We start from the raw sequence: 26,973 nt of genomic DNA on the forward strand, positions 1-26,973 counted from the left end.
CACAGACCGTGGGCACGCTTCGCTTTGCCCACCCTACGAGACCTTGCTTCCTACGAGACCTACTTCCCCGGCACCGTCTTCGCGCCTTCACCGAGATCCCGCTGCATCATCACCGTATCCAGCCAGCGGCCGAATTTCAGGCCGACATTGGGATGCGTGCCGATCATCTTGAAGCCGCCTCTGGTGTGCACGCCGATCGAGCCGGCATTGGCGGAATCGCCGATCACGGCGATCATCTGGCGGAAGCCGCGCGCCTCGCATTCGCTGATCAGCCGCTGCAGCAGCATCGAGCCGATGCCGCGGCGGTGGAAGGCGGGATCGAGATAGATCGAGTTCTCGACCGTGAAGCGATAGGCCGGACGCGGCCGGTAGGCGCCGGCATAGGCGTAGCCCGCGACGCTGCCGTCGATCACAGCGACGAAATAGGGATAGCCGCCGTCGACCAGGACGCGATAGCGGCGCGTCATTTCGGCGAGGTCAGGCGGATCCAGCTCGAACGTCGCGGTGCCCTCGCGGACGGCCTGCTGGTAGATGGCGGTGATGGCGGGAAGGTCGGCCTCGATGGTGGGCCTGATTTCGGGTGCGGACATGGGGAGGAGATTAGAGCCTTCTCGCGGACGCTGGAAGGGGCAACAACGCTTCCCCATGCTCCTCATTGCCTCCACCTTCTCCGCCGTCATGCCCCGCCTAGTGCGCGATTGCGCACGGGGGGCGGGGCATCCAGTACGCCGCGGCCTCTCGATAAACCACTGACGTCTCGGTGTACTGGATCACCCGGTCAAGCCGGGCGATGACAGCGTGTGCGTGGCGCGCGCCGCACAAACAAAAACCCCGGCCTTTCGGCCGGGGTTCGTGTCCGTTCGCTCTGGTCTAGCGCTTAGTCGCGCTGGCCGAGCAGCTGCAGCAGCAGCGTGAACAGGTTGATGAAGTTCAAGTACAGCGACAGGGCGCCGGTGATGGCCGCACGTTCGGCGATGTCGCCGCCGGCCGACGCGTAGCCGTAGATGTACTCGTTCTTCAGCCGCTGGGTGTCCCAGGCGGTGAGGCCGGCGAACACCAGCACGCCGACGACCGAGACGATGAACTGCAGCGCCGAGCTTGCCAGGAACAGGTTCACCAGGCTCGCGATGATGATGCCGATCAGGCCCATGAACAGGAACGAGCCCATGCCGCTCATGTCACGCTTGGTGGTGTAGCCGTAGAGGCTCAGCGCGCCGAAGGTCGCCGCGGTGATGAAGAACACCCGAACGATCGAGTCATGCGTGTAGACCAGGAAGATGGTCGACAGCGAGACTCCCATCAGCGCCGAGAACACCCAGAACAGGATCTGGGCGGTCGAGGGGGCCAGACGGTTGATGCCCGCGGAGATCACGAACACCATGGCGAGCGGCGCCAGCATGAACAGATATTTCAGCGGGCTCACGAACATCGCGTAGCCGAACGGCGTCAGGAACAGCTTGCCGACGCGAACCGCTTCCGGGGTCGGAACATCGGTCACGGCGGCCATGTAGACACCGAGCGCGGCAAGGCCGGTGATGGCGAGGCCAATGCTCATGTAGTTGTAGATGCGCAGCATGTAGGCGCGCAGTCCGGCGTCGACCGTCGCGGCGTCAACACGCCCGGCGGCCCTGCCGAAAGGAGAAGCGTAATTGCGGTCTAGGTCCGACATGGTCGAATTCCCGTTGGTTGGCCCGGCCCGGCACAGGGGGTGCCATGCCGCCGGTTCGTCAAATTCTATCTCGGATACCGATGCCTGCCGACATTAATTTTGGCTAACAATCGGGGCTCCGCACCCATCCGATATGTGGGAAACTAACACATTCACTGCAACGGTTCACGCGCGGCTGAATGTCGCCCTTGCGGCGCAATCCTGACGTGAGCCTGACAAGCAGACGTGGTTAATCGCGGGAATCCCTTCGATTCCGCTCCCGCGCGGCCGGCCGCTACCTTTTGTCACAAATTCCGCAACACCGTGGCGGGCTTTTTGTTCAACGCCAGCAGCGTCCCGGCGAGGCCGAGCCCGACGGTGACGACCAGGGCGGCGGCAACCACGGCGGCCGCGCTTGCACCCTGCCAGACGAAGGTCAGCGTCATCAGCCGCGTCACGATCATCCAGGCAGCTAAGCTGCCGGCGATCACGCCGAACATTGCGGTGGCAAGGCCGATCAGCAGATATTCGAGCGCATAGGCACCGAGCAGCCGCAGCCGGGTTGCGCCCAGGGTCTTCAGGATCACCGCATCATAGACGCGGTGGCGATGGCCGGCGGCGAGCGCGCCGCCCAGCACCAGGATCGCCGAGATCAGCGTCACGGCGCTGGCGCCGCGGATCGCGAGCGCCAGATTGGTCACGACCGCGCCGACCGTCTCCATGACCTCGCGCACGCGCACGCTCGTCACCATTGGGTAAGCATCCGCAACCTGCTTGATGATCTTGCCGTCGCCGGTTGCATCGCCTGAGGCTTCGGTCAGCGTCGCGATGTGGGTGTGCGGGGCGCCCTTGAAGGCGTTCGGCGAGAACACCAGCACGAAATTGATACCCAATCCCTGCCAGTCGATGTTGCGCAGATTGCTGATCTTCGCCGGGATGTCGCGGCCGAGCACGTTGACCACGATCTCGTCGCCGAGCTTCAAGCCGAGGCCATCGGCGATCTTCTTCTCCATCGAGACCAGCGGCGGGCCGGAATAATCGGCGCCCCACCATTCGCCCTCGACCACCTTGGAACCCTTCGGCAGCTCGCCGGTATAGGTCAGGCCGCGGTCGCTTTGCAGCACCCATTCGGAATCGGTCGTGGGCTTGAGGTCCTCGGCACGCAACCCGCGGGCGGCGACGATGCGCCCGCGCAGCATCGGCACGTCCTCGACCTTCGCGCCAGGAGCGATCTGGCGCAGATAGTCGTCGAAGGGAGCGGCCTGCGTACTTGGAATATCGATGAAGTAGAACGACGGCGCGCGGTCGGGCAGCGCGGCCAGGAACTGCCGGCGCAGATTGCCGTCGATCTGGGTGATGGTGACGAGCACGGCGAGACCCAGCCCGAGCGACAGCACGACCGATGGCGTCAGCGCGCCCGGCCGGTGAATGTTGGCGGTCGCCAGCCGCAGCATGGTGAAGCGCGTGCGCGGCAGTTTTCGCGCGATCGCCATCAGCAGGCCGGCGACGCCGCGCAAGACAGCGAAGACGACGACGGAGGAGATCACGAACACCGCGGCGATGCGCTTGTCGAAGGACAGGCCGATCACCACGGCAACCAGCAGCGCGATGACGACCCCCATGAACACGAGATAGCCCAGCCGTGGCCGGTGCCATTCGGCGGCGATGGTATCGCGGAACAGCGCCGCGACCGGCACGTCATGCACGCGCCCGAGCGGCCACAGGCCGAAGGCGAGCGCGGTGAGCAGGCCGTAGACGAAGGACAGCGCGAGCTCGCCCTCGTGCACGGCCGGCACCACCGGCAGCGGCAGCAGCTTGCCGAACAGGCCGACGATGGCGAACGGCATCGCTGCTCCCAGCGCCAGCCCGATCACCGAGCCGATCGCGGCGAGCAAAATGACCTGCGCGAGGTAAATGCCGAACACGTCGCGGCCCGTGGCGCCGACGGCCTTGAACGCCGCGATCACCTCGAGACGGCGATCGATATGGCTCTTCACCGCATTGGCGACCCCGACGCCGCCGACCAGCAGTGCGGCGAGGCCGACCAGGGTCAGGAATTGCGTGAAGCGGCTGATGTTGCGTTCGAGCTGCGGCGAGGCGTTGGAGCGGCTGCGCACCTCCCAGCCGGCCTCTGGCGCGGCGTTGCGCGCATCCGCGATGAAGCCGTCGGTGGCGCGGTCGCTGTTGGCGGTGTCGGGCAGCTTCACGCGGTAGACCCAGCGCACCAGGCTGCCGGGCTGGATCAGTCCGGTGGCGCGCAAGGCGGCCTCGCTGATCAGGAAGCGCGGACCAAAGCCGATGCCGCCGGCAAGCTTGTCGGGCTCGGCTTCGACGGCGCTGCGGATCTGGAAGGTTGCGGATCCGATGGTGACGCGGTCGCCAATTTTGAGAGAGAGCCGCGCCAGCAGCGCCGGGTCGGCGGCGGCGCCGAATGCACCGTCCTTCTCCGCGAGCAGATCCGCCAGCGGCAGTTGCGGCGCCAGCGTCAGCTGCCCGAGCATCGGATAGGTGTCATCCACCGCCTTCATCTCGACCAGCGCCAGCTTGCCGTCGCCCGAGCGCGCCATGCCGCGCAAGGTCGAAGCCACGGAGACGGTGCCGCGCGAGCGCAGGAACGCGACTTCCTCGGGCTTGGCCTCGCGCTGAAACAGCACGAACGAGACGTCGCCGCCGAGCAGCGTGCGCCCCTCGCGCGCGAGGCCGTCGCTCAGGCTCGCCGACACCGAGCCGACGCCTGATATCGCCATCACGCCGAGCGCGATGCAGGCGATGAAGACGTAGAAGCCGCGCAGGCCACCGCGCAATTCGCGCAAGGCATAGCGCAGCGACAGCGCGATGCCGTTCGGCTTCGCAAACGGTTGGGCGGCGATGCTCATGCGTTCGTCGTCTGCGTGTCGATGCGGCCCGAGCGCAGGCGGATCACGCGATCGCAGCGATGCGCCAGCGAGGAATCGTGCGTGACCAGCACCAAGGTCATGCCGCGCTCGGCATGCTTGGTGAAGAGCAGGTCGATGATCTGCTTGCCGGTCGCCTCGTCGAGATTGCCGGTCGGCTCGTCGGCGACGAGGATGGCGGGATCGGGCGCCAGCGCGCGCGCGAGCGCGACGCGCTGCTGTTCGCCGCCGGAGAGCTGCGTCGGATAATGATGCAGGCGGTCGCCGAGGCCGACCGATTGCAGCTCCTTTGCCGCGCGCTTGCTGGCATCAGGATTGCCGGCGAGCTCGAGTGGCACCGCGACGTTCTCCAGCGCCGTCATGGTCGGGATCAGATGGAAGGACTGGAAGACGATGCCGACCTGGCGGCCGCGGAAGCGGGCCAGCGCGTCCTCGTCGAGGGCATTGAAAGGCGTGCCACCCACCACCACCTCTCCGCTATCAGGACGCTCCAGCCCCGCCATCACCATCAGCAGCGTGGATTTGCCCGAGCCTGACGGGCCGATCAGGCCGATCGTCTCCCCCGAGCCGACGCGCAAGCTGATATCCTTGAGGATGTGAACGCGTGCCGCCCCCGACCCCAATGAGAGATTGACGTTGGAGATGGAGATGGTGTCCGGCGTGGTACCGGCGAGCGACGAGGAAGCGATGCTGATGTCCATGGTCCGGTCATATGGCAAGTCCGATAGCGCGGTCGAGAGGCGTTACGGATTGTTCATGCACATAGCCGTGTTGATGCTCGCTTTGATGACGCTCCCGGGTCCCGCCCGGGCGGACGCGGCAAAGCCGATCAAGCTCGTCGTCCTCGGCGATTCCTTGAGCGCTGGTCTTGGCCTTTCGGCCCCGGATGCGTTTCCGGCCAAGCTGAAAAAAGCCTTGCAGGCCAAGGGTATAGAGATCGACATGACCAATGCCGGCGTGTCGGGCGACACCGCGTCCGGCGGCCGCGACCGGCTCGACTGGTCGGTGCCCGAGGGAACCGAGGGCGTGATCGTCGAACTTGGCGCCAACGACGCCATGCGCGGCATCGACCCTGACTTGACGCGGGCGGCGCTCGCCGACATCGTTCAGCGTCTCAAGGCGCACAAGATCGCCGTGATGTTGTGTGGGATGCTGGCGCCGCCGAATTTCGGCGCGGACTATGGCGCGCGCTTCAATTCGATTTATCCGGAACTGGCGAAACGGTTCGACGTGCCGCTCTATCCGTTCTTCCTCGACGGCGTCGCGGCCGATGCCAAGCTCAACCAGGCCGACGGCATTCATCCGACCGCTGCAGGCGTCGACATCGTCGTCGACAAGATGCTGCCCACCGTGGAGGCATTCGTGCGCACGATCGGCGAGCAACGCCGTTGAAAAGCAGGCAATGCTAACCCTAACACCCAGGGTTTTTCGGGTGTAGCCTTGGCAGCACTTCGCAGAGTCACACAACTGCGATAGGAATCAGAGTACCGGTGATTCGTCGCCGGCTCTAATTTGGATAGGGTCCTTGGCTCTGAGGACTGTACCCAAGCATCGGGAGTGCGAAACGATGCCGCGTTTGTTCACTGGTCTGGAAATTCCGGCCGAGATTGGCCAGTCGCTTTCCAATCTTAGAGGTGGCCTTCCCGGCGCCCGGTGGATCGATCCCGAAAATTATCACGTCACTCTGCGCTTCATCGGCGATATCGACGGCGCCTCCGCCAACGAGATCGCATCGATGTTGTTTCGCATCGATCGCAAGCCCTTCGAAGTGAAGGTGCAGGGCTTGCAGAGCTTCGGTGGCCGCAAGCCGCGCGCCGTGGTCGCCACCATCGCACCGAGCAAGCCGCTGATGGATCTGCAGGCCGAGCTGGAACGCATGATGCAGCGGATCGGCCTCGATCCGGAAGGGCGCAAATTCATCCCGCATGTCACGCTGGCCCGGCTGCACGACGCCACCGACCGTGACGTCGCCGACTATCTCTCGATCCGCGGCTACTTCCCGAGCAAGGCCTTCATGGCCGAACGGTTCGTGCTGTTCTCCTCGCGCGCATCGACCGGCGGCGGGCCCTATGTGGTCGAGGACGCCTACGAGCTGTGTGCGTGAGTTCTATCTTCACCTCTCCCCGCAAGAGCGGGGCGAGGGAGAAGAATCCGCATAGCCCGTCCACCATTTCACGGCTTGCAATTTCCGCCGGTCTCTGGCGGTAAAGGGCGATGCTCTCCACCCCAAATTCCTCCTTCAGCGAAGCCTATCAGGCCCAGATCGCCTCCGGCGCGATCGAGGCCGATGCCGCGCAGGCCGAAGTCGCCGAAGCCTATACGGCGCTGGATCTGCGGCTCGCGAACTACAGCCCCAAGCGCAAGCAGGGCCTGCTCGCCCGCCTGTTCAACGGCGGCGACAAGGACGAGGCGCCGCGCGGGCTCTACGTCCATGGCGAGGTCGGTCGCGGCAAGACCATGCTGATGGACCTGTTCTTCCAGCACTCGAATGTCGAGCACAAGCGCCGCGCGCATTTCCACGAATTCATGGCCGACGTGCACGAGCGCATCTACGACTACCGCCAGAGCATCGCGCGCGGACAGATCCCCGATGGCGACGTCATCGCGCTGACGGCGCATGCGATCTTCGAGGAGAGCTGGCTGCTCTGTTTCGACGAATTCCACGTCACCGACATCGCGGACGCGATGATCCTCGGACGCCTGTTCGCAAAGCTGTTCGAGCTCGGCACCGTCGTGGTCGCAACCTCCAACGTCGCGCCCGACGATCTCTACAAGGGCGGCCTCAACCGCGCGCTGTTCCTGCCCTTCATCAAGCAGATCACCGACCACATGGACGTGACGCGGCTCGACGCGCGCACCGACTTCCGGCTGGAAAAGCTCCAGGGCGTGCCGATGTGGCTGACGCCGGCGGATGGCGATGCCGACACGGCGCTCAACCGCGCCTGGGCGAAGATGACAGGCAATGCCAAATGCAAGTCGCGCGATATCCAGATCAAGGGCCGCACCCTGCACGTGCCGTGCTCGGCTCACGGCGTCGCGCGCTTTGCCTTCGCCGATCTCTGCGAGAAGCCGCTGGGCGCATCCGACTACCTCAGGCTGGCGCACGACTACCACACCATCCTGGTCGACCATATTCCAGTGATGGACTTCTCCCAGCGCAACGCCGCCAAGCGCTTCATCACGCTGATCGACACGCTCTATGACAATGCCGTGAAGCTGATGGCCTCGGCCGACGCCAATCCGATCTCGCTCTACATCGCCGATGAGGGCGCCGAGGCGATGGAGTTCAAGCGGACCGCCTCGCGCCTGATCGAGATGAGCTCGGAATCCTATCTGGCGTTGCCTCATGGCCGCAAGGACTCCACCGCCAGCGGCTCCACCAAGGGCCTGGTCGAGACTTAAGTCCTATCTTTCCGTCATTCCGGGGCGCGCGTCAGCGCGAGCCCGGAATCTCGCGGGACAATCTCGAGATTCCGGGTTCGCCCGCGCAATGGCGCGGACGCCCCGGAATGACGGCCTGGGTTGTGCTGGCCGGAAGCGCGGCAAGCCCGACAAATGGGCATCCACCGACTTGAACGGGGGAAGCGAAAGGGATAACCACCCTCTCAGTTTTCCCCTCCTCACGTGTCTAAAGGACAGGTTCACATGGCGCGCGACAAGATTGCTTTGATTGGCTCCGGCCAGATCGGCGGAACGCTGGCTCACCTCATCGGCCTGAAAGAACTGGGCGACGTCGTGATGTTCGACATCGCCGAGGGCGTGCCGCAGGGCAAGGCGCTCGACATCGCGCAGTCCTCGCCGGTCGACGGTTTCGACGCCCATTACACCGGCGCCAACTCCTACGAGGCTCTCGATAACGCCAAGGTCTGCATCGTCACCGCCGGCGTGCCGCGCAAGCCCGGCATGAGCCGCGACGACCTCCTCTCCATCAACCTCAAGGTCATGGAGCAGGTCGGAGCCGGCATCAAGAAGTACGCCCCCGACGCCTTCGTCATCTGCATCACCAACCCGCTCGACGCCATGGTCTGGGCGCTGCAGAAGGCTTCCGGCCTGCCGCACAAGAAGGTCGTCGGCATGGCCGGCGTGCTCGACTCCGCGCGCTTCCGCTACTTCCTGGCCGACGAGTTCAACGTCTCGGTCGAAGACGTCACCGCCTTCGTGCTCGGCGGCCATGGCGATACCATGGTGCCGCTGGTGAAATACTCCACCGTCGCCGGCATCCCGCTGCCCGACCTCGTCAAGATGGGTTGGACCTCGCAGGCGCGCCTCGACGAGATCGTCGACCGCACCCGCAACGGCGGCGCCGAGATCGTCAATCTGCTCAAGACCGGCTCGGCCTTCTACGCCCCGGCCGCCTCGGCCATCGCGATGGCCGAGAGCTATCTGAAGGACAAGAAGCGCGTGCTGCCCTGCGCCGCCTATCTCAACGGCGAGTACAGCGTGAAGGACATGTATGTCGGCGTGCCCGTCGTGATCGGCTCCAAGGGCGTCGAGCGCGTCGTCGAGATCGAGCTCGCCGGCAAGGACCGCGAGGCCTTCGACAAGTCGGTCGGCGCCGTGCAGGGCCTGGTCGATGCCTGCAAGAAGATCGCCCCCGATCTTCTCGGCCGTTAAGGCGCAACAATCCCGCCGAAGACCGACACCCGGTCTTCGGCGGTTTCACTTCCGGACCCCTGATGCAATCCTTGCTGAAGGCTGGGCGGGGTCTGGGTCCAGGATATCCGACGTGAGAGAATCCGGGTTGCAGTTCCTGTGGTATATGGTATGCCAGCCACAAGACTGAGGTGGGCCCATGAGGTCACCGCCCGCGGGTTCAGGGAGCGACCATATGAATATTCATGAATATCAGGCCAAGGCGCTGCTGAGCGAGTTCGGTGTGCCGATCTCCAAGGGCGTTCCGGTCCTGAGTGCCACGGACGCAGCTGCCGCAGCCATGGCGCTGCCCGGTCCGGTCTGGGTGGTGAAGAGCCAGATCCACGCCGGCGGCCGCGGCAAGGGCAAGTTCAAGGAAGCCTCGGCCGGCGACAAGGGCGGCGTCCGCATCGCCAAGTCAGCCGCCGAAGTCTCCGAATTCGCCAAGCAAATGCTCGGCGCGACCCTCGTGACGGTGCAGACCGGCCCGGCCGGCAAGCAGGTCAACCGCCTCTACGTCGAAGACGGCTCCGACATCGACAAGGAGTTCTATCTCTCGATCCTGGTCGACCGCGAAACCTCGCGCGTTTCCTTCGTCGTCTCGACCGAAGGCGGCGTCAACATCGAGGACGTTGCGCACAACACCCCTGAGAAGATCGTGACCTTCTCGGTCGATCCCGCCACCGGCATCATGGGCCATCACGGCCGCACCGTCGCGAATGCCCTGAAGCTCTCGGGTGATCTCGCCAAGCAGGCGGAAAAGCTCACCGCGCAGCTCTATGCGGCCTTCGTCGCCAAGGACATGTCGATGCTGGAGATCAACCCGCTGGTCGTGACCAAGCAGGGTCAGCTCCGCGTGCTCGACGCCAAGGTGTCGTTCGACGACAACGCGCTGTTCCGCCATCCCGAGGTGCTCGCGCTGCGCGACGAGACCGAGGAAGACGCCAAGGAAATCGAGGCGTCGAAATACGACCTCAACTATGTCGCGCTCGACGGCAATATCGGCTGCATGGTCAACGGCGCCGGTCTTGCCATGGCGACGATGGACATCATCAAGCTCTACGGCATGGCGCCGGCGAACTTCCTCGACGTCGGCGGCAGCGCCAGCAAGGAGAAGGTCGCGGCCGCGTTCAAGATCATCACCGCCGATCCCAACGTGAAGGGCATCCTGGTCAACATCTTCGGCGGCATCATGAAGTGCGACGTGATCGCCGAAGGCGTCACCGCTGCGGTTCGTGAGGTCGGCCTCAGCGTACCGCTCGTGGTTCGCCTCGAAGGTACCAATGTCGAGCTCGGCAAGAAGATCATCCGCGAATCCGGCCTGAACGTGGTGCCGGCGGACAATCTCGACGACGCCGCGCAGAAGATCGTGAAGGCCGTCAAGGGAGGCTAAGGCCATGGCCCAGGACCATCTCTCCGCATCATCTCCACTTGCAGAGCATGCGCGTCTCGCCGCGTTCGCCGGCGAATGGAATGGTGAAGAGATGGTCTTTCCGTCGCGCTGGACTGCGGGCGGACCGGCCACCTCGCGCACCGTCGCGCGCATGGATCTCAACGGGTTCTATCTGATCCAGGACTCGGTGCAGATGCGCGATGGCAAGGAGGTCTTCGCCACCCACGGCCTCTTCACCTACGACCGCGACGACCGGACCTACAAATTGTTCTGGTACGATTCGCTTGGCTACACGCCGCCCTCGCCCGCATCAGGCGGCTGGGTCGGCAACACCCTGACGCTGGTGCGCGGCTCGCTTCGCGGCAATGCGCGCCACGTCTACGAGATCATCGACGACGTCTCTTACTCGTTGAAGATTCAGTTCTCGCCGGATGCGGAAGGCTGGGCCGACGTGCTCACCGGCATCTACCGCCGCATCCACTGACCCTCTCACTCCGTTAGTTTCGCGAAAGCAGACCTCATGTCCATCCTGATCGACAAGAACACCAAGGTCATCTGCCAGGGCTTCACCGGCAAGAACGGCACCTTCCATTCCGAGGCTGCGATTGCTTACGGCACCAAGATGGTCGGCGGCACTTCGCCGGGCAAAGGCGGCTCGACCCATCTCGGCCTGCCGGTGTTCGATACCGTGCGCGAGGCGCGGGAGAAGACCGGTGCCGACGCGTCGGTGATCTACGTGCCGCCGCCGGGCGCGGCTGATGCGATCTGCGAGGCCATCGACGCCGAGATCCCGCTGATTGTCTGCATCACCGAAGGCATTCCCGTCATCGACATGGTGCGCGTGAAGCGCTCGCTCGCCGGCTCCAAGTCGCGCCTGATCGGGCCGAACTGCCCGGGCGTCATGACCGCCGGCGAGTGCAAGATCGGCATCATGCCCGCCAACATCTTCAAGACCGGCTCGGTCGGCATCGTCTCCCGTTCCGGCACGCTGACTTACGAAGCCGTGTTCCAGACCACCCAGGAAGGCCTCGGCCAGACCACCGCGGTCGGCATCGGCGGCGACCCGGTCAAGGGCACCGAGTTCATCGACGTCCTCGAAATGCTGCTGGCCGACCCCAAGACCGAATCGATCATCATGATCGGCGAGATCGGGGGCTCCGCCGAGGAAGACGCCGCCCAGTTCCTCAAGGACGAGGCCAAGCGCGGCCGCAAGAAGCCGATGGTCGGTTTCATCGCGGGCGTCACGGCCCCTCCCGGCCGCCGCATGGGCCATGCCGGGGCGATCATTTCGGGCGGCAAGGGCGACGCCGGTTCCAAGACCGAAGCGATGAAATCCGCAGGTATTACAGTGTCGCCGTCGCCGGCACGCCTCGGCCACACGCTTGCCGAAAAGTTGAAAGGCTAATTCACTCCTTCGTGCTTTTCCGGGCGAAGTTTCGCAGCAAATAGGGTAAAGGGTGCCTGCCGCGTCGAGCCCTGTCGGGGAGCTCGGCGCCAGCGCTGTTTGTTATGCGCGAACCGAAATCGCCAGGAACCCAGTATGTCTCGCCAGGACGCGAACGCAGCCTTTGCCCTGTCATCATTTTTGCAGGGCACCAACGCCACCTACATCGACGAAATCTACGCCCGCTACGAGAAGGACCCGTCCTCGGTCGACGCCGAATGGCAGGAGTTCTTCAAGAGCCTCAACGACCAGCCGGCTGACGTCCTCAAGAACGCCGAAGGCCCGTCCTGGGAGCGCGACAACTGGCCGCTGACCCCCAAGGACGACCTGACCTCCGCGCTCGACGGCAACTGGGCCGAAGTCGAGAAGGCGGTCGGCAGCAAGATCGCCGCCAAGGCGCAAGCCAAGGGCGCCGACATCTCCTCCGCCGACCTGCTCCAGGCCACCCGCGACTCCGTCCGCGCGCTGATGCTGATCCGCTCCTACCGCATGCGCGGTCACTTCCACGCCAAGCTCGATCCGCTCGGCATCGAAGCCCAGCGCAACCGCGAAGAGCTCGACCCCCGCACCTATGGCTTCACCGAAGCCGATTTCGACCGCAAGATCTTCCTCGATCACGTGCTCGGCCTCGAATATGGCACCTTGCGCGAGATCACCGCGATCTGCGAGCGCACCTACTGCCAGACGCTCGGCGTCGAGTTCATGCATATCAGCAATGCCGCGCAGAAGGCGTGGATCCAGGAGCGCATCGAGGGGCCCGACAAGGAAATCTCCTTCACGCGCGAAGGCCGTAGAGCCATCCTCACCAAGCTGGTCGAAGCCGAAGGCTTCGAAAAGTTCTGCGACACCAAGTTCACCGGCACCAAGCGCTTCGGCCTCGACGGCGGTGAAGCGCTGATCCCCGCGCTCGAGCAGATCATCAAGCGCGGCGGCAATCTCGGCGTGAAGGAAATCGTGCTCGGCATGCCGCATCGCGGCCGCCTCAACGTGCTGACCCAGGTGTTGGGCAAGGCCCATCGCGCCCTATTCCACGAGTTCAAGGGCGGTTCGGCCAATCCCGACGCGGTCGAAGGCTCCGGCGACGTCAAGTATCATCTCGGCGCCTCCTCGGACCGCGAGTTCGACGGCAACCGCATCCATCTGTCGCTGACCGCCAACCCCTCGCATCTGGAAATCGTCGATCCCGTCGTGCTCGGCAAGGTGCGTGCGAAGCAGGACCAGCACGGCGATCCGCCGGACCAGCGCATCTCGGTGATGCCGCTGCTCATGCATGGCGACGCGGCGTTCGCGGGCCAGGGCGTGGTGGCGGAATGCTTCGGCCTGTCGGACCTGAAGGGCTACCGCACCGGCGGCTCCGTGCACTTCATCGTCAACAACCAGATCGGCTTCACCACCTATCCGCGTTATTCTCGTTCGTCGCCTTACCCGTCGGACGTCGCGAAGATGATCGACGCGCCGATTTTCCATGTGAACGGCGACGATCCGGAGGCCGTGGTGTTCGCGGCCAAGGTCGCGACCGAGTTCCGGCAGAAATTCCACAAGCCGGTCGTGATCGACATGTGGTGCTATCGCCGCTACGGCCACAACGAGGGCGACGAGCCGGCGTTCACCCAGCCGGTCATGTACAAGCGGATCGCGGCGCATCCGTCGACGCTGTCGCTCTATGCCAAGCGCCTGATCGCCGAGGGCGTGGTCACCGAGGGCGAGGTCGACAAGCTGAAGGCCGACTGGCGCGCGCGGCTCGATGCCGAGTTCGAGGCCGGCACCTCCTACAAGCCGAACAAGGCCGACTGGCTCGATGGCAAATGGGCCGGCTTCAAGATCGCCGACCAGGAAGAGGATGCGCGGCGCGGCGTCACCGGCGTCGACATCGCGACGCTGAAGGATATCGGCCGCAAGATCACCAAGGTGCCGGACGGCTTCCGCGTTCACCGCACCATCCAGCGTTTCCTCGATAATCGTGCCAAGGCGATCGACAGCGGCAACGGCATCGACTGGGCGACCGGCGAGGCGCTCGCGTTCTGCTCGCTGCTTTCCGAAAACCACCACGTCCGCCTCTCCGGACAGGATTCGGAGCGCGGCACCTTCTCGCAGCGCCATTCGGTCCTGATCGACCAGGAGGACGAAAGCCGCTACACGCCGTTCAACCATCTCGGCAACGAGCAGGGCCATTACGAGGTCATCAACTCCCTGCTGTCGGAAGAAGCCGTGCTCGGCTTCGAATACGGCTATTCGCTCGCCGAGCCGAACACGCTGACCCTCTGGGAAGCCCAGTTCGGCGACTTCGCCAACGGTGCGCAGGTCGTGTTCGACCAGTTCATCTCCTCGGGCGAGCGCAAATGGCTGCGCATGTCCGGCCTCGTCTGCCTGTTGCCGCACGGCTATGAGGGCCAGGGACCGGAGCATTCCTCGGCGCGCCTCGAGCGTTACCTGCAGATGTGCGCGGAAGACAACATGCAGGTGGTCTATCCGACCACGCCCGCGAACTACTTCCACGTGCTGCGCCGTCAGCTGCATCGCGAGATCCGCAAGCCGCTGATCATGATGACGCCGAAGTCGCTGCTGCGTCACAAGCGAGCGGTCTCGCGTCTCGAGGAGCTGGCGAAGGGAACGACCTTCCACCGCATTCTCTACGATGACGCCCAGATGCTGCCGAACGAGCCGATCAAGCTCGTTCCGGACGAGAAGATCCGCCGCATCGTGCTGTGCTCGGGCAAGGTCTATTACGACCTCTACGAGGAGCGCGAGAAGCGTGGCATCGACGACATCTACCTGATGCGCGTCGAGCAGCTCTACCCGGTGCCGCTGAAGGCGCTGGTGGCCGAGCTGTCCCGCTTCAAGAAGGCGGAAGTGATCTGGTGCCAGGAAGAGCCGCGCAACATGGGCGCCTGGCACTTCATCGAGCCCTATCTGGAATGGGTGCTGAACCAGGTGAACGGTGCGAGCCGGCGTCCGCGTTATGTCGGCCGCGCCGCTTCCGCCGCGACCGCCACTGGTCTGATGTCCAAGCATCAGGCGCAGTTGAAGGCGTTCCTGGACGAAGCATTGAGCTGAGAAGTTTTTTTAAGACTGTCATTGCCCGCGAAGGCGGGCAATCCAGTACGCCGTGAACCTCGTGATCAGCACGAACGTCGCGGAGTACTGGATGCCCCGCCCCCCGTGCGCAATCGCGCACTAGGCGGGGCATGACGTGTGAATTCCTGTCCGCGACTGCGATCCCTTAAGGAAAAGACCATGACTGAAATTCGTGTGCCGACGCTCGGCGAATCCGTCACCGAGGCCACCATCGGCCGCTGGTTCAAGAAGGCCGGCGACCCGGTCGCCGTCGACGAGCCCTTGGTGGAGCTCGAGACCGACAAGGTCACCATCGAGGTCCCGGCGCCCTCGGCCGGCACGCTGAGCGAGATCATCGCCGCCGATGGCGCGACCGTCGCAGTCGGTGCGCTGCTCGGCCAGATCACCGATGGCGCCGGTGCTGCCAAGTCCGCCGCCGCACCTGCCAAGCCTGCTGCAGCTGCTCCGGCGCCTGCCGCTGCCGCTCCGGTTGCCGCCGCTGCGCCAAAAGCACCGCCGGCCGATGCGCCGCTCGCTCCGTCCGTGCGCAAGATTTCGGCCGAGAGCGGCATCGATGCTTCGACCGTTCCGGGCTCCGGCAAGGACGGCCGCGTCACCAAGGGCGACATGCTCGCTGCGATCGAGCGTGCGGCCTCCGCGCCGACCCCGGTGAACCAGCCTGCCGCCGCCGTGCAGGTCCGCGCGCCGTCGCCGGCCGATGACGCCGCGCGCGAAGAGCGCGTCAAGATGACCCGCCTGCGCCAGACCATCGCGCGCCGCCTCAAGGACGTGCAGAACACCGCGGCCATGCTGACGACCTTCAACGAGGTCGACATGACCAACGTGATGGCGCTGCGTGCGCATTACAAGGATGCGTTCGAGAAGAAGCACGGCTCCAAGCTCGGCTTCATGGGCTTCTTCACCAAGGCCGTCGTGCAGGCGCTGAAGGACGTCCCGGCCGTCAACGCCGAGATCGACGGCACCGATCTGATCTACAAGAATTACTATCACATCGGCGTCGCCGTCGGCACGGACAAGGGTCTCGTCGTGCCCGTCGTGCGCGACTGCGATCAAAAATCGATCGCCGACATCGAGAAGGCCATCGCCGATTTCGGTCGCCGCGCTCGTGACGGCCAGCTCAAGATCGACGAGATGCAGGGCGGCACCTTCACCATCACCAACGGCGGCATCTACGGCTCGCTGATGTCGACGCCGATCCTGAACGCGCCGCAGTCCGGCATCCTCGGCATGCACAAGATCCAGGATCGCCCCGTGGTCGTCGGCGGCAAGATCGAGATCCGCCCGATGATGTATCTGGCGCTGTCCTACGACCACCGCGTCATCGACGGCAAGGAAGCCGTCACCTTCCTGGTGCGCGTCAAGGAGAGCCTGGAAGATCCGGCACGCCTGGTGCTCGATCTCTGATCCCCGATGCCTTGAAGACGCCGTCGCCCGCATGGGCGACGGCGTTTGTCGAATGATGGAGGCGGACGTGACCGATAAAGTCGTTGTCATCACCGGCGGCAGCCGCGGCATTGGTCGCGCCACCGCGCTTGCGGCGGCCGCGCGCGGCTATCGCGTCGTGGTCGGCTATGCCAGCAACAAGAAGGCCGCCGACGAGGTGGTAGCTACGATTGAGGCCAGCAACGGCAAGGCGATCGCGGTGAAGTGCGACGTTGCCGAGGAACGCGACATCATCGACCTGTTCAAGCAGGCCGACAAGTTCGGCACGCTAGGGGCGCTCGTCAACAACGGCGGCATTGTCGGCCAGAGCGGCGTCCGCGTCGACGAGATGTCGGCCGAGCGCATCCAGCGCGTGCTGGCGGTCAACGTCACCGGCTCCATCCTCTGCGCGCGCGAGGCGGTCAAGCGCATGTCGACCAAGCATGGCGGCAAGGGCGGCGTCATCGTCAATCTGTCGTCGGTCGCCGCCAAGCTCGGCGCGCCCAACACCTATGTCGATTATGCCGCGTCCAAGGGCGCGGTGGATTCCTTCACCATCGGCCTCGGCTATGAGGTCGCTGGCGAAGGCATTCGCGTTGCCGCGATCCGCCCCGGCCTGATCGACACCGAAATTCACGCCTCCGGCGGCGAGCCCGACCGGCATCATCGCCTCGCCCATCTGGTGCCGATGAAGCGCGTCGGCACCGCGGACGAAATTGCCAATGCCATCGTCTGGCTGCTGTCGGACGATGCCTCCTACGTCACCTCAGCCATTCTCGATGTGTCCGGCGGACGCTGACGCGCCGCGCGGACGCTGACACATCCTCATCACGCTAAACTTACGGGACTTTCTCTCATGGCTACCTACGATCTCGTCGTCATCGGCACCGGACCTGGCGGTTATGTCTGCGCGGTGCGCGCCAGCCAGCTCGGCATGAAGGTCGCCGTGGTCGAAAAGAACGCGACGCTGGGCGGCACCTGCCTCAACGTCGGCTGCATGCCCTCGAAGGCGTTGCTGCATGCCTCCGAGATGTTCGAGGAAGCCGGGCACTCCTTCGCCAAGATGGGCGTCTCGGTGTCGTCGCCGAAGCTCGATCTTCCCGCGATGATGAACTTCAAGCAGCAGGGCATCGACGGCAACGTCAAGGGCGTCGAGTTCCTGATGAAGAAGAACAAGGTCGACGTGCTCAAGGGCACCGGCAAGATCCTCGGCACCGGCAAGGTCGAGGTCTCCGCCGACGGCAAGTCGCAGCTGATCGAGACCAGGAACATCGTGATCGCGACCGGCTCGGACATCGCGCGCCTCAAGGGCATCGAGATCGACGAGAAGCGCATCGTCTCGTCCACCGGCGCGCTGTCGCTGGACAAGGTCCCCGGCAAGCTCCTGATCGTCGGTGCCGGCGTGATCGGCCTCGAGCTCGGCTCGGTGTGGAAGCGCCTAGGTGCCGAAGTCGTCGTGGTCGAATTCCTCGATCGCATCCTGCCCGGCATGGACGGCGAGATCGCAAAGCAATTCCAGCGCATCCTCGAGAAGCAGGGCTTTGCCTTCAAGCTTGGCGCCAAGGTCACCGCCGTCGACACTTCAGGCAAGGCGCTGAAGGCGACCATCGAGCCCGCCGCCGGCGGTGCCGCCGAGACGCTGGAAGCCGACGTCGTGCTGGTCTGCATCGGCCGCGTGCCCTACACCGAGGGCCTTGGGCTGAAGGAAGCCGGCGTTGCGCTCGATGCGCGCGGCCGCGTCCAGATCGATCCGCATTTCGCCACCAGCCTGAAGGGCGTCTACGCCATCGGCGACGTCGTCGCCGGCCCCATGCTCGCGCACAAGGCCGAGGATGAAGCCGTTGCGGTTGCGGAGATCATCGCAGGCCAGGCCGGCCACGTGAACTACGACGTGATCCCGGGGGTCGTGTATACCACCCCGGAAGTGTCCTCCGTCGGCAAGACCGAGGAAGAGCTCAAGCAGGCCGGCGTCGCCTACACCGTCGGGAAGTTTCCTTTTACCGCCAACGGCCGCTCCAAGGTCAATCAGACCACTGACGGCTTCGTGAAGATTCTCGCAGATGCGAAGACCGACCGCGTGCTCGGCGTGCACATCATCGGCATCGAAGCCGGCGAAATGATCCATGAGGCCTGCGTTCTCATGGAATTTGGCGGCAGTGCCGAGGATCTCGCCCGTACCTGCCACGCGCATCCGACCCGCTCGGAGGCCGTCAAGGAAGCCGCGCTTGCAGTCGGCAAGCGGGCCATCCATATGTAGGTCACGCCCAGGGCCAAATCGGGCGGGACATCACATGCTACGCCGCCTTCTTCAACCGGTCTGGGTCCTGCTTGCGATCATCTTTTTGATCGAAGCCTGGCTGTGGGACCATCTCGAGCCTGTCGTCGCGCGGGCGGTCGCACTGATCCCGCTCGCCCGTGTGAAGGAGTGGCTGGCCGACCGCGTCGATGCACTGTCCCCGGCGATGACGCTGATCGTGTTCGTGGTGCCGATCATCCCGCTGTTTCCGCTCAAGCTGATCGGCCTGTGGCTGCTCACGCATCAATACTGGCTGACCGGCGTCTCCACGTTCCTGTTCGCAAAAATGCTGGGCGTCGGCGTCACCGCCTTCGTATTCGACGTCACGCGCGACAAGCTGCTGGAGATGCACTGGTTCGAGCGGCTCTACGAGCTGGTGCTGCGGCTGCGTGCCAAGGCGACGGAGCTGGTCGAGCCGATCAAGCGGCGCATCCGCGAGCTGGTCAAGGGTAACGGCGAAGGCTGGTCCTCGCGCACCCTCCGTTTGATCCAGCGCTTCCGCAAGAGCGTGCACGAGGCGCGCTGAGCTGCTTGCTACGCACTCAGTGTCATTGCCCGCGAAGGCGGGCAATCCAGTATTCCAGAGACAGCGAGATTAAAACCGACGTGCTGCGGCGTACTGGATGCCCCGGTCAAGCCGGGGCATGACAGCGGTGTGCGTGGCGCCGTCTACCCATGCAGATGCAGCAGATGCGGCGCCCAGGCGCCGAGCATGGTCATGCCGAGGCCAGCGATCGTCAAGAGCCCGGCGATCCAGGCCAGCGGCAGCATGCCGGTGATGATCGTCGCCGAGGCCAGCACGATGCCGATCTGGAACGCGGCCGAGGCCAGCTCGAAATGATGATATTTCGCGGTCGCCTCGTCGCGCTCGTGCTCGGCGTGCTTGGCCTTTTCGGCGAGCTGCTCGGTGCCTTCGCCGGTCTCGGGCTCGGAGCGGTAGCGCGCCGCGGTCTTGGTCCAATCGTCGATCTGCTTCTGCACCGCGGCCTTCATGGCGTCGTCGGTGGTGGCACCCAGCGTCAGCTTGCCCTGCTCGGCGGCGGTCTGCACCACGGTGCGGCGGATGCTCTTGGCCTGGAAGAACGCCCAGAGATTGGAAGCCTCGACGTTCTTGCTGATCGACTCGGTCTGGGCGCCCTTGCCGAGCGTTTCCGAGATCGCCAGGAACAGTGCCAGCACCGCGATCAGCAGGGCGATCTTCTTGTTCTCGCCCGATGCGTGCTCGGCATGCTCGGCGTGCTCCATGCTTTCGTGTGCGCTCATGATCCCTCCTGTCGCGGCTCCGCAACGATTGACCGAACCGCGCGGCTCGCGCAAGAGGCATGCTTGCCAGGAGCGAGCCATGACAGCTTGATGTCAGCAATTATCGGCGCGGATGCGCGCTCGCATAGACTTCCAGCAGCCGCTCGGAATCGATCCCGGTATACACCTGCGTGGTCGACAGCGAGGAATGGCCGAGCAATTCCTGGATGGCGCGTAAGTCCCCGCCGCGCGAGAGCAGATGCGTGGCGAAGGAGTGCCGCAGCGCGTGCGGCGTGGCGCTGTCGGGCAAGCCCAGCGCGCCGCGCAGCCGCTCCATCGCGAGCTGGATGATGCGCGGGCTCAAGGGACCGCCGCGCGCCCCGACGAAGATCGGTCCCTCCTGCGGCAACGCATGCGGGCACATCGCGACATATTCGTCGATGAGCGCCAGCACGTTCTGCAGCACCGGCACCATGCGCGTCTTGTTGCCTTTGCCTGTGACGACCAGAACGTCGCCTTCGCCCACCTTCGGCACCTCGCGGCGCTTCAGCCCCAGCGCCTCGGAGATGCGCAGGCCCGAGCCATAAAGCAGCGCCATCACCGCGGCGTCGCGCACCAGGATCCAGGTCTCACGTTCCTCGCCGGCGCGCTCGTCGGCGTCGGCCAGACGCTTTGCCGATGCCATCGGCAGCGGCTTCGGCAAGGTCTTTGCGACCTTCGGCGCGCGGATCGCGGAGAGCGCGCCGACCTTGCCCTTGCCCTCGCGCTCGAGGAAGCGGCCGAACGAGCGCAGGCCCGCCAGCGCGCGCATCAGTGAACGGCCGGCAATATCATCGGCGCGGCGCATCGCCATGAAGGCGCGCACGTCGGTGGCTTCAAGCGAGGCGAACCGTTCCAGCGTCACGCGCTCGCCCCAATGGCTACACAGGAAATCCAGGCATTGCCTGAGGTCGCGGCCATAGGCTTCCAGCGTCTTCGGCGACAGCCGCCGCTCGGCGCCGAGATGCGACAGCCAACGCGCCATCTCCTGCGCGATCGAGGGATCGGCGCTGGCGAGCTCGATGTGGGGGGCGGCCGCTTTGCTCATGCGCTCTGGACGTGGTGATTCCGCACAGTATATCGCATCCCACCAGTTTACTGTTCGCTAAGGCGGCTCCACAGCGCTAGCCTGAACGCCACAAGGTTCCGATTCTCCGTTCATGGATCACACCTCGCGCAGCTCGACCGCCCCCGCCAACGCAACCCGCATGGTCGACGTGCTGGTGCCTGTCGCGCTCGACCAGACCTATTCCTACAAGGTCCCTGTGGGCATGGAGCTGAAGGCCGGCGATCTCGTCGGTGTGCCGCTGGGGCCGCGCGAGGTGCTCGCCGTGGTCTGGGGCGAGAACGCCAATCCCGATCCGCGCCTGCACAATCGCCTCAAGGAGGTCAGCGAGAAGCTCGACGTCCCGCCGCTGAAGGGCGAACTGCGCGCCGTCGTCGACTGGGTCGCCAATTATACGCTGAGCCCGCGCGGCATGGTGCTGCGGATGTGCCTGCGCATGGGCGAGAACCTCGGCCCCGAACGGGTCCGCGCCGGCGTGCGGCTGACGGGCGATCCCCCGCGGCGGCTGACGCCGGCGCGCTCGCGCGTGATCGAGGTGCTGTCGGACCGGCTGCTGCACGGCAAGTCCGAGGCTGCCAGGGAAGCCGGCGTCTCCGCCGGCGTGATCGACGGCCTAGTCGATGAGGGCACGCTCACGGTCGAGCCGATGCCGCCGCCGCCTCCGCCGCCCGCGCCCGATCCGGAGTTCGGCCGGCCGGATTTCTCGCCGTTGCAGCGCGCCGGCGTCGATGCGATGCGCGCGCTCGCGGCCAACGGCACCTTCCATGTCGCGCTGCTCGACGGCGTCACCGGCTCCGGCAAGACCGAGGTCTATTTCGAGGCCGTGGCGGAAACCATCCGCCGCGGCAAGCAGTCACTGATCCTGATGCCGGAGATCGCGCTGACCGGCCAGTTCCTCGATCGCTTCGCGCAACGTTTCGGCGTGCGTCCGATCGAATGGCACTCCGAGCTGACGCCGCGCACCCGCGCGCGCAATTGGGCTGCAATCTCCGAAGGAACTGCACCGGTCGTGGTCGGCGCGCGCTCGGCGCTGTTTCTCCCTTACGCCAATCTCGGCCTCATCGTGGTCGATGAGGAGCACGACCAGGCCTACAAGCAGGACGAGGGCGTGCATTATCACGCCCGCGACATGGCGGTGGTGCGCGCGCATATCGCCAAAATCCCGATCGTGCTGGCCTCCGCCACGCCCTCGGTCGAGTCAGAGGTCAATGCGCGCAAGAACCGCTATCAGCGCATCGCGCTGCCCTCGCGCTTCGGCGGCCAGCACATGCCTGAAATCGAGGCCATCGACCTGCGCCGTGAGCCGCCCGCGCGCGGCCGCTACATCTCGCCGCGCCTGGCGGGCGAGATCAGAAAAGCCATCGAAAAGCGCGAGCAGGCGCTGCTGTTCCTCAATCGCCGCGGCTATGCGCCGCTGACGCTGTGCCGCGCCTGCGGCCATCGCTTTGCCTGCACCATCTGCGATGCCTGGCTGGTCGATCACCGCTTTCGCCAGCGCCTCGTCTGCCACCATTGCGGCTTCTCGATGCCGCGACCGCCAACCTGTCCGCATTGTGCCGCCGAGGAATCGCTGGTGGCCGTCGGTCCCGGCGTCGAACGCCTGCAGGAGGAGGCGGCGGCGCTGTTCCCGGAAGCGCGCACCATGGTGCTGTCGAGCGATCTCATCACCTCGATCGAGACGATGCGCAGCGAGCTTGCCGAGATCGCGGAAGGCCGCGTCGACATCATCATCGGCACACAGCTCGTCGCCAAGGGCCACAATTTTCCGCGGCTCAATCTCGTCGGCGTGGTCGATGCGGATCTCGGCCTTTCCAACGGCGATCCGCGTGCGGCAGAGCGCACCTGGCAATTGCTCAACCAGGTGATCGGCCGCGCCGGCCGCGAGCAGGGCCGCGGCGTCGGCTATCTGCAGACCCACCAGCCCGATCACCCCGTCATGAAGGCGCTGATCGCCTGCGACCGCGAGGCCTTCTACGACAGCGAGATCGATCTGCGCGAGAAGACGCTCTATCCGCCGTTCGGGCGCCTTGCCAGCCTGATCATCTCCGCCGGCGATCGTCCGAGCGCCGAGGGCCTCGGCCGCAAGCTCGTTGCACTCGCGCCGCGCGACGAGCGCGTCGTCGTGCTCGGCCCCGCCGAAGCCCCGCTCGCCGTCATCAAGGGCCGCTACCGCTTCCGCATCCTGGTCAAATCGGCACGCGGCTTCGATCTGTCGGACTATTTGCGCAACTGGCTCGCGGTGTGCCCGAAGCCGACCGGCAACCAGAAGCTCGAGGTGGACGTCGATCCGCAGAGCTTTTTGTAAGGCCAAGCCGCGGCCATATCCTCCGTCGTCATTCCGGGGCGCGCGTAGCGTGAACCCGGAATCCATTCATCCACCAACTCTGTCGCACGATGGATTGCGGGTTCGATGCTGCGCATCGCCCCGGAATGACGGGTCAATATTGGCGACGAAGTCAAACAAAAAGCCCGTGGTCCCCCAAGACCACGGGCTTGTTTCATTCGCGCAGCAAAACTGATGAAAACTGCGCAAGTGGGCCGAAGGCGCTTCTCGCGCCGTTAGGAGACGACTTCCGCGGTGACGCGGCCGACGCCGGCACCGGTGAGGCCGATGGCGCGGGCTGCACCCGTGGAGAGGTCGAGCACGCGGCCGCGCACGAACGGGCCACGGTCATTGATGGTGACGATGACGCTCTGGCCGCCATGGGTCACACGAACCTTGGTGCCGAACGGCAGGGTCCGGTGCGCCGCGGTCATGGCGTTCTGGTTGAAGCGCGCGCCGGAGGCGGTGCGGCTGCCGGACTCGTTGCCGTAATAGGAGGCCATGCCGGAGAAGCTGTGGCCGGTGCCCTGCGACGGCGTCATCGACGCATTGGCGTTGAGCCAACCGGAATTCGCGACGGTGTCAGCCTGGGCCTGGTGGCTGTGGTGGTGAGAACCCCGGTGGTGATGCCTGGATTTGGCGGAAGCTTCGGTGGCAGTCCCACCGACGAAGAGAGTTGCAGCGACGAAAGCAATCGCCGTACGCGGCCGGGTCACAGTTCCCAGCGTCTTCAATGACAGCATTTAATGGTCCCTACGCTAGTAATGCCACATATGTGGCAAGTGGAGCCCCCATCAGTTTGTGAGCGAGTTGGCGTTTCGATTCCCAATGAGGCGTGAATTGGGCAGTAATTCCGATCCGTGTCGTCATGAAATATCTTGTGATCTGAATCGATATTCACCCAAAGTTCCGTAATCTTTCTCTTTAACGATTCATTAACTGATCGATTACTTGCGAATACTGTAAAACGAAGTTTGTTACTCTTCGCATTTAGAATTGGGTAAGTATTCGGCGGGCGGGAACGGCGCGCACCTGAACACGGCTCAGCGATCCGTGTTCATGGCCGCTATGCGCTGACGGCAGGAACAAAAGAGCACGCCGCCGACGAAAGGTTCGCGGCGATTCCGTGGCATGGCAGATCGTCGCAACGATCGCGGTGAGGTGGGCCGCGACGTGCGACGAACTGGCGACAGAAGGTCGTGCCTTTAATTTGGCGTCATGTTGCACGTGCGCGCCTGCTATGTTAGCAAAGCCGCGATTTTAACGAGCCCGGCACTTCCCGTGCTGGTCGAAAATCGAAGTCCCGCTTGAATTCCAAGGGCTTGGATCGCTAGGCGCCGCTTCGTGGCGACGGTTTTTCCCTTGCGAATTTGACAGCTAAAAGAGCGCGTCTGTGGCTGCAGAAGATACGTCCGTTTCAGGTGTGTCGGGCCGTTATGCAACGGCCTTGTTTGAACTGGCCCGCGACCAGAATGTGGTCGACGAGGTCAAGGCCGATCTCGACAAGTTCGAGGCTCTGCTGAACGAAAGCGCCGATCTGAAGCGCCTCGTCCGCAGCCCGGTCTTTGCGGCCGACGCCCAGTCCAAGGCCCTCTCGGCCGTGCTGGACAAGGCCGGCATCGCCGGCATCACCGCCAATTTCCTCAAAGTGCTGACCGCCAACCGCCGCCTGTTCGTGGTGGTTGACGTCATCCGCGCCTATCGCGCCCTCGTCGCCAAGTTCAAGGGCGAGGCGACCGCCGACGTCACGGTCGCGGAGGCGCTGTCGGACAAGAATCTCGACGCTCTCAAGGTTGCCCTGAAGTCGGTGACCGGCAAGGACGTCGCGCTCAACGTGAAGATCGATCCCTCGATCATCGGAGGCCTCGTCGTGAAGCTTGGCAGCCGCATGATCGATAGCTCGCTTCGCACCAAACTCAATTCGATCAAGCACGCGATGAAAGAGGCAGGCTGATGGACATCCGCGCCGCGGAAATTTCCGCGATCCTCAAGGACCAGATCAAGAATTTCGGCCAGGAAGCTGAAGTCTCCGAAGTCGGACAGGTGCTGTCCGTCGGCGACGGTATCGCCCGCGTCTACGGTCTGGACAACGTCCAGGCCGGTGAAATGGTCGAGTTCGAGAACGGCACCCGCGGCATGGCGCTGAACCTCGAAACCGACAACGTCGGTGTCGTTATTTTCGGTGCCGACCGCGAGATCAAGGAAGGCCAGACCGTCAAGCGCACCCGCGCCATCGTGGACGCGCCGGTCGGCAAGGGTCTGCTCGGTCGCGTCGTCGACGCGCTCGGTAACCCGATCGACGGCAAGGGCCCGATCCAGGCCGAGAAGCGCATGCGCGTCGACGTCAAGGCGCCCGGCATCATTCCGCGCAAGTCGGTGAGCGAGCCGATGGCGACCGGCCTCAAGGCGATCGACGCCCTGATCCCGATCGGCCGCGGCCAGCGCGAGCTGATCATCGGCGACCGCCAGACCGGCAAGACCGCGATCGCGCTCGACACCATCCTGAACCAGAAGCCCCTCAACGCGCAGCCCGACGAGAACATCAAGCTGTACTGCGTCTACGTCGCGGTCGGCCAGAAGCGTTCGACCGTCGCGCAGTTCGTGAAGGTGCTGGAAGAGCAGGGCGCGCTCGAATATTCGATCATCGTCGCCGCCACCGCGTCCGATCCGGCGCCGATGCAGTACATCGCGCCCTTCACCGGCTGCACCATGGGCGAGTACTTCCGCGACAACGGCATGCACGCGGTCATCATCTATGACGATCTGTCCAAGCAGGCCGTCGCCTACCGCCAGATGTCGCTGCTGCTGCGCCGCCCGCCGGGCCGCGAAGCCTATCCCGGCGACGTGTTCTATCTGCACTCCCGCCTGCTCGAGCGCGCGGCGAAGCTGAACAAGGACCAGGGCTCGGGCTCGCTGACGGCGCTGCCTGTGATCGAAACCCAGGCCAACGACGTGTCGGCCTACATCCCGACCAACGTCATCTCGATCACCGACGGCCAGATCTTCCTGGAAACCGACCTGTTCTTCCAGGGCATCCGTCCCGCGGTGAACGTCGGTCTGTCGGTGTCGCGCGTCGGTTCGTCGGCGCAGACCAAGGCCACCAAGAAGGTCGCCGGCAAGATCAAGGGCGAGCTGGCGCAGTACCGCGAAATGGCGGCGTTCGCGCAGTTCGGCTCCGACCTCGACGCCTCGACCCAGCGCCTGCTCAACCGCGGTTCGCGCCTCACCGAGTTGCTGAAGCAGCCGCAGTTCTCGCCGCTGAAGATGGAAGAGCAGGTCTGCGTGATCTGGGCCGGCACCAACGGCTATCTCGATCCGCTCCCGCTCAACAAGGTGAAGGCGTTCGAGGACGGCCTGCTCTCGCTGCTGCGCGGCAAGCATGTCGACATTCTCAACGCGATCCGCGACAGCCGCGATCTCTCCGACGACGTTGCCGCGAAGCTGAAGGCTGTGGTCGAAGGCTTCGCGAAGAGCTTCGCGTAATCACGAGCCGTCATGG

At 64.8% G+C, this 26,973-nt stretch carries 22 protein-coding genes; 15 read left to right on the forward strand and 7 right to left on the reverse strand.

The window, feature by feature from the left end; all coding sequences use genetic code 11:
- Positions 1-59 precede the first annotated feature (59 nt).
- The 4 genes from XH80_RS17265 to XH80_RS17280 form a co-directional block, all read right to left on the reverse strand.
- A complete protein-coding gene (locus XH80_RS17265) occupies positions 60-590 on the reverse strand; it encodes a GNAT family N-acetyltransferase (protein ID WP_271599600.1) in 531 nt (176 codons plus the stop codon).
- 287 nt (positions 591-877) lie between these two features.
- A complete protein-coding gene (locus XH80_RS17270) occupies positions 878-1,669 on the reverse strand; it encodes a Bax inhibitor-1/YccA family protein (protein ID WP_057740728.1) in 792 nt (263 codons plus the stop codon).
- A 284-nt stretch (positions 1,670-1,953) separates the two neighbouring features.
- The gene (locus tag XH80_RS17275; protein ID WP_271599601.1) at positions 1,954-4,524 is read right to left on the reverse strand and encodes an ABC transporter permease; all 2,571 of its coding nucleotides are present in this window, start codon (positions 4,522-4,524) and stop codon (positions 1,954-1,956) included.
- The gene (locus XH80_RS17280) at positions 4,521-5,243 is read right to left on the reverse strand and encodes an ABC transporter ATP-binding protein (protein WP_271599602.1); all 723 of its coding nucleotides are present in this window, start codon (positions 5,241-5,243) and stop codon (positions 4,521-4,523) included. The genes XH80_RS17275 and XH80_RS17280 overlap by 4 nt, the downstream gene beginning before the upstream one ends.
- A 55-nt stretch (positions 5,244-5,298) precedes the next feature.
- Here XH80_RS17280 and XH80_RS17285 point away from each other — a divergent pair, with 55 nt between their 5' ends.
- The 12 genes from XH80_RS17285 (at position 5,299) to XH80_RS17340 (ending at position 19,330) form a co-directional block, all read left to right on the forward strand.
- Positions 5,299-5,934, forward strand: a complete 636-nt coding sequence (locus tag XH80_RS17285; protein WP_271599650.1) for an arylesterase — start codon at positions 5,299-5,301, stop codon at positions 5,932-5,934.
- A gap of 175 nt (positions 5,935-6,109) precedes the next feature.
- Positions 6,110-6,646, forward strand: a complete 537-nt coding sequence (thpR, locus tag XH80_RS17290) for an RNA 2',3'-cyclic phosphodiesterase (protein WP_220004977.1) — start codon at positions 6,110-6,112, stop codon at positions 6,644-6,646.
- Positions 6,647-6,756: 110 nt separating this feature from the next.
- Entirely contained in the window at positions 6,757-7,944 is a 1,188-nt protein-coding gene (gene zapE / locus XH80_RS17295; protein ID WP_271599603.1) for a cell division protein ZapE, read from the forward strand.
- A 243-nt stretch (positions 7,945-8,187) separates the two neighbouring features.
- Positions 8,188-9,156 carry a malate dehydrogenase gene (gene mdh, locus XH80_RS17300; RefSeq protein WP_027572983.1) on the forward strand — a complete coding sequence of 323 codons (969 nt, stop codon included), beginning with the start codon at positions 8,188-8,190 and terminating at the stop codon, positions 9,154-9,156.
- Positions 9,157-9,370: 214 nt separating this feature from the next.
- Positions 9,371-10,567, forward strand: coding sequence for an ADP-forming succinate--CoA ligase subunit beta (sucC, locus tag XH80_RS17305; protein ID WP_057740740.1), 1,197 nt, complete (start codon positions 9,371-9,373; stop codon positions 10,565-10,567).
- Between the two features lie 4 nt (positions 10,568-10,571).
- Positions 10,572-11,051, forward strand: coding sequence for a DUF1579 family protein (locus tag XH80_RS17310; protein ID WP_057740743.1), 480 nt, complete (start codon positions 10,572-10,574; stop codon positions 11,049-11,051).
- A gap of 36 nt (positions 11,052-11,087) precedes the next feature.
- On the forward strand, positions 11,088-11,972 hold the full coding sequence (gene sucD, locus XH80_RS17315; protein WP_220004973.1) for a succinate--CoA ligase subunit alpha: 885 nt from the start codon (positions 11,088-11,090) through the stop codon (positions 11,970-11,972).
- A gap of 135 nt (positions 11,973-12,107) precedes the next feature.
- Positions 12,108-15,065 carry a 2-oxoglutarate dehydrogenase E1 component gene (locus XH80_RS17320; protein ID WP_057740750.1) on the forward strand — a complete coding sequence of 986 codons (2,958 nt, stop codon included), beginning with the start codon at positions 12,108-12,110 and terminating at the stop codon, positions 15,063-15,065.
- A 180-nt stretch (positions 15,066-15,245) separates the two neighbouring features.
- The gene (gene odhB, locus XH80_RS17325; RefSeq protein WP_271599604.1) at positions 15,246-16,490 is read left to right on the forward strand and encodes a 2-oxoglutarate dehydrogenase complex dihydrolipoyllysine-residue succinyltransferase; all 1,245 of its coding nucleotides are present in this window, start codon (positions 15,246-15,248) and stop codon (positions 16,488-16,490) included.
- A 55-nt stretch (positions 16,491-16,545) separates the two neighbouring features.
- Entirely contained in the window at positions 16,546-17,307 is a 762-nt protein-coding gene (locus XH80_RS17330) for an SDR family oxidoreductase (RefSeq protein WP_442869151.1), read from the forward strand.
- Between the two features lie 57 nt (positions 17,308-17,364).
- Entirely contained in the window at positions 17,365-18,765 is a 1,401-nt protein-coding gene (gene lpdA / locus XH80_RS17335) for a dihydrolipoyl dehydrogenase (protein ID WP_271599606.1), read from the forward strand.
- Positions 18,766-18,799: 34 nt separating this feature from the next.
- Positions 18,800-19,330 carry a hypothetical protein gene (locus XH80_RS17340; RefSeq protein WP_271599607.1) on the forward strand — a complete coding sequence of 177 codons (531 nt, stop codon included), beginning with the start codon at positions 18,800-18,802 and terminating at the stop codon, positions 19,328-19,330.
- 143 nt (positions 19,331-19,473) lie between these two features.
- On the opposite strand, the gene XH80_RS17345 is transcribed toward XH80_RS17340, so the two are convergent.
- Both XH80_RS17345 and XH80_RS17350 read right to left on the reverse strand, forming a co-directional pair.
- Positions 19,474-20,067: a DUF4337 domain-containing protein gene (locus tag XH80_RS17345; RefSeq protein ID WP_271599608.1), complete on the reverse strand. Its 594-nt coding sequence runs from the start codon at positions 20,065-20,067 to the stop codon at positions 19,474-19,476.
- A gap of 100 nt (positions 20,068-20,167) precedes the next feature.
- The gene (locus XH80_RS17350) at positions 20,168-21,133 is read right to left on the reverse strand and encodes a tyrosine recombinase XerC (protein ID WP_271599609.1); all 966 of its coding nucleotides are present in this window, start codon (positions 21,131-21,133) and stop codon (positions 20,168-20,170) included.
- Between the two features lie 112 nt (positions 21,134-21,245).
- Here XH80_RS17350 and XH80_RS17355 point away from each other — a divergent pair, with 112 nt between their 5' ends.
- Complete coding sequence (locus XH80_RS17355; RefSeq protein WP_271599610.1) at positions 21,246-23,456, forward strand: primosomal protein N'; 2,211 nt, start codon at positions 21,246-21,248, stop codon at positions 23,454-23,456.
- 254 nt (positions 23,457-23,710) lie between these two features.
- On the opposite strand, the gene XH80_RS17360 is transcribed toward XH80_RS17355, so the two are convergent.
- Complete coding sequence (locus tag XH80_RS17360) at positions 23,711-24,217, reverse strand: septal ring lytic transglycosylase RlpA family protein (protein WP_271599611.1); 507 nt, start codon at positions 24,215-24,217, stop codon at positions 23,711-23,713.
- 650 nt (positions 24,218-24,867) lie between these two features.
- On the opposite strand from XH80_RS17360, the gene XH80_RS17365 reads away from it, so the two are divergent.
- A complete protein-coding gene (locus XH80_RS17365) occupies positions 24,868-25,428 on the forward strand; it encodes a F0F1 ATP synthase subunit delta (RefSeq protein WP_271599612.1) in 561 nt (186 codons plus the stop codon).
- Positions 25,428-26,957 carry a F0F1 ATP synthase subunit alpha gene (gene atpA, locus XH80_RS17370; RefSeq protein WP_271599613.1) on the forward strand — a complete coding sequence of 510 codons (1,530 nt, stop codon included), beginning with the start codon at positions 25,428-25,430 and terminating at the stop codon, positions 26,955-26,957. Before XH80_RS17365 ends, atpA begins: the two co-directional genes overlap by 1 nt.
- Positions 26,958-26,973: the final 16 nt, after the last annotated feature.

It is taken from the genome of Bradyrhizobium sp. CCBAU 45384 (genome assembly GCF_028128665.1).
Classification (GTDB): Bacteria; Pseudomonadota; Alphaproteobacteria; order Rhizobiales; family Xanthobacteraceae; genus Bradyrhizobium; species Bradyrhizobium manausense.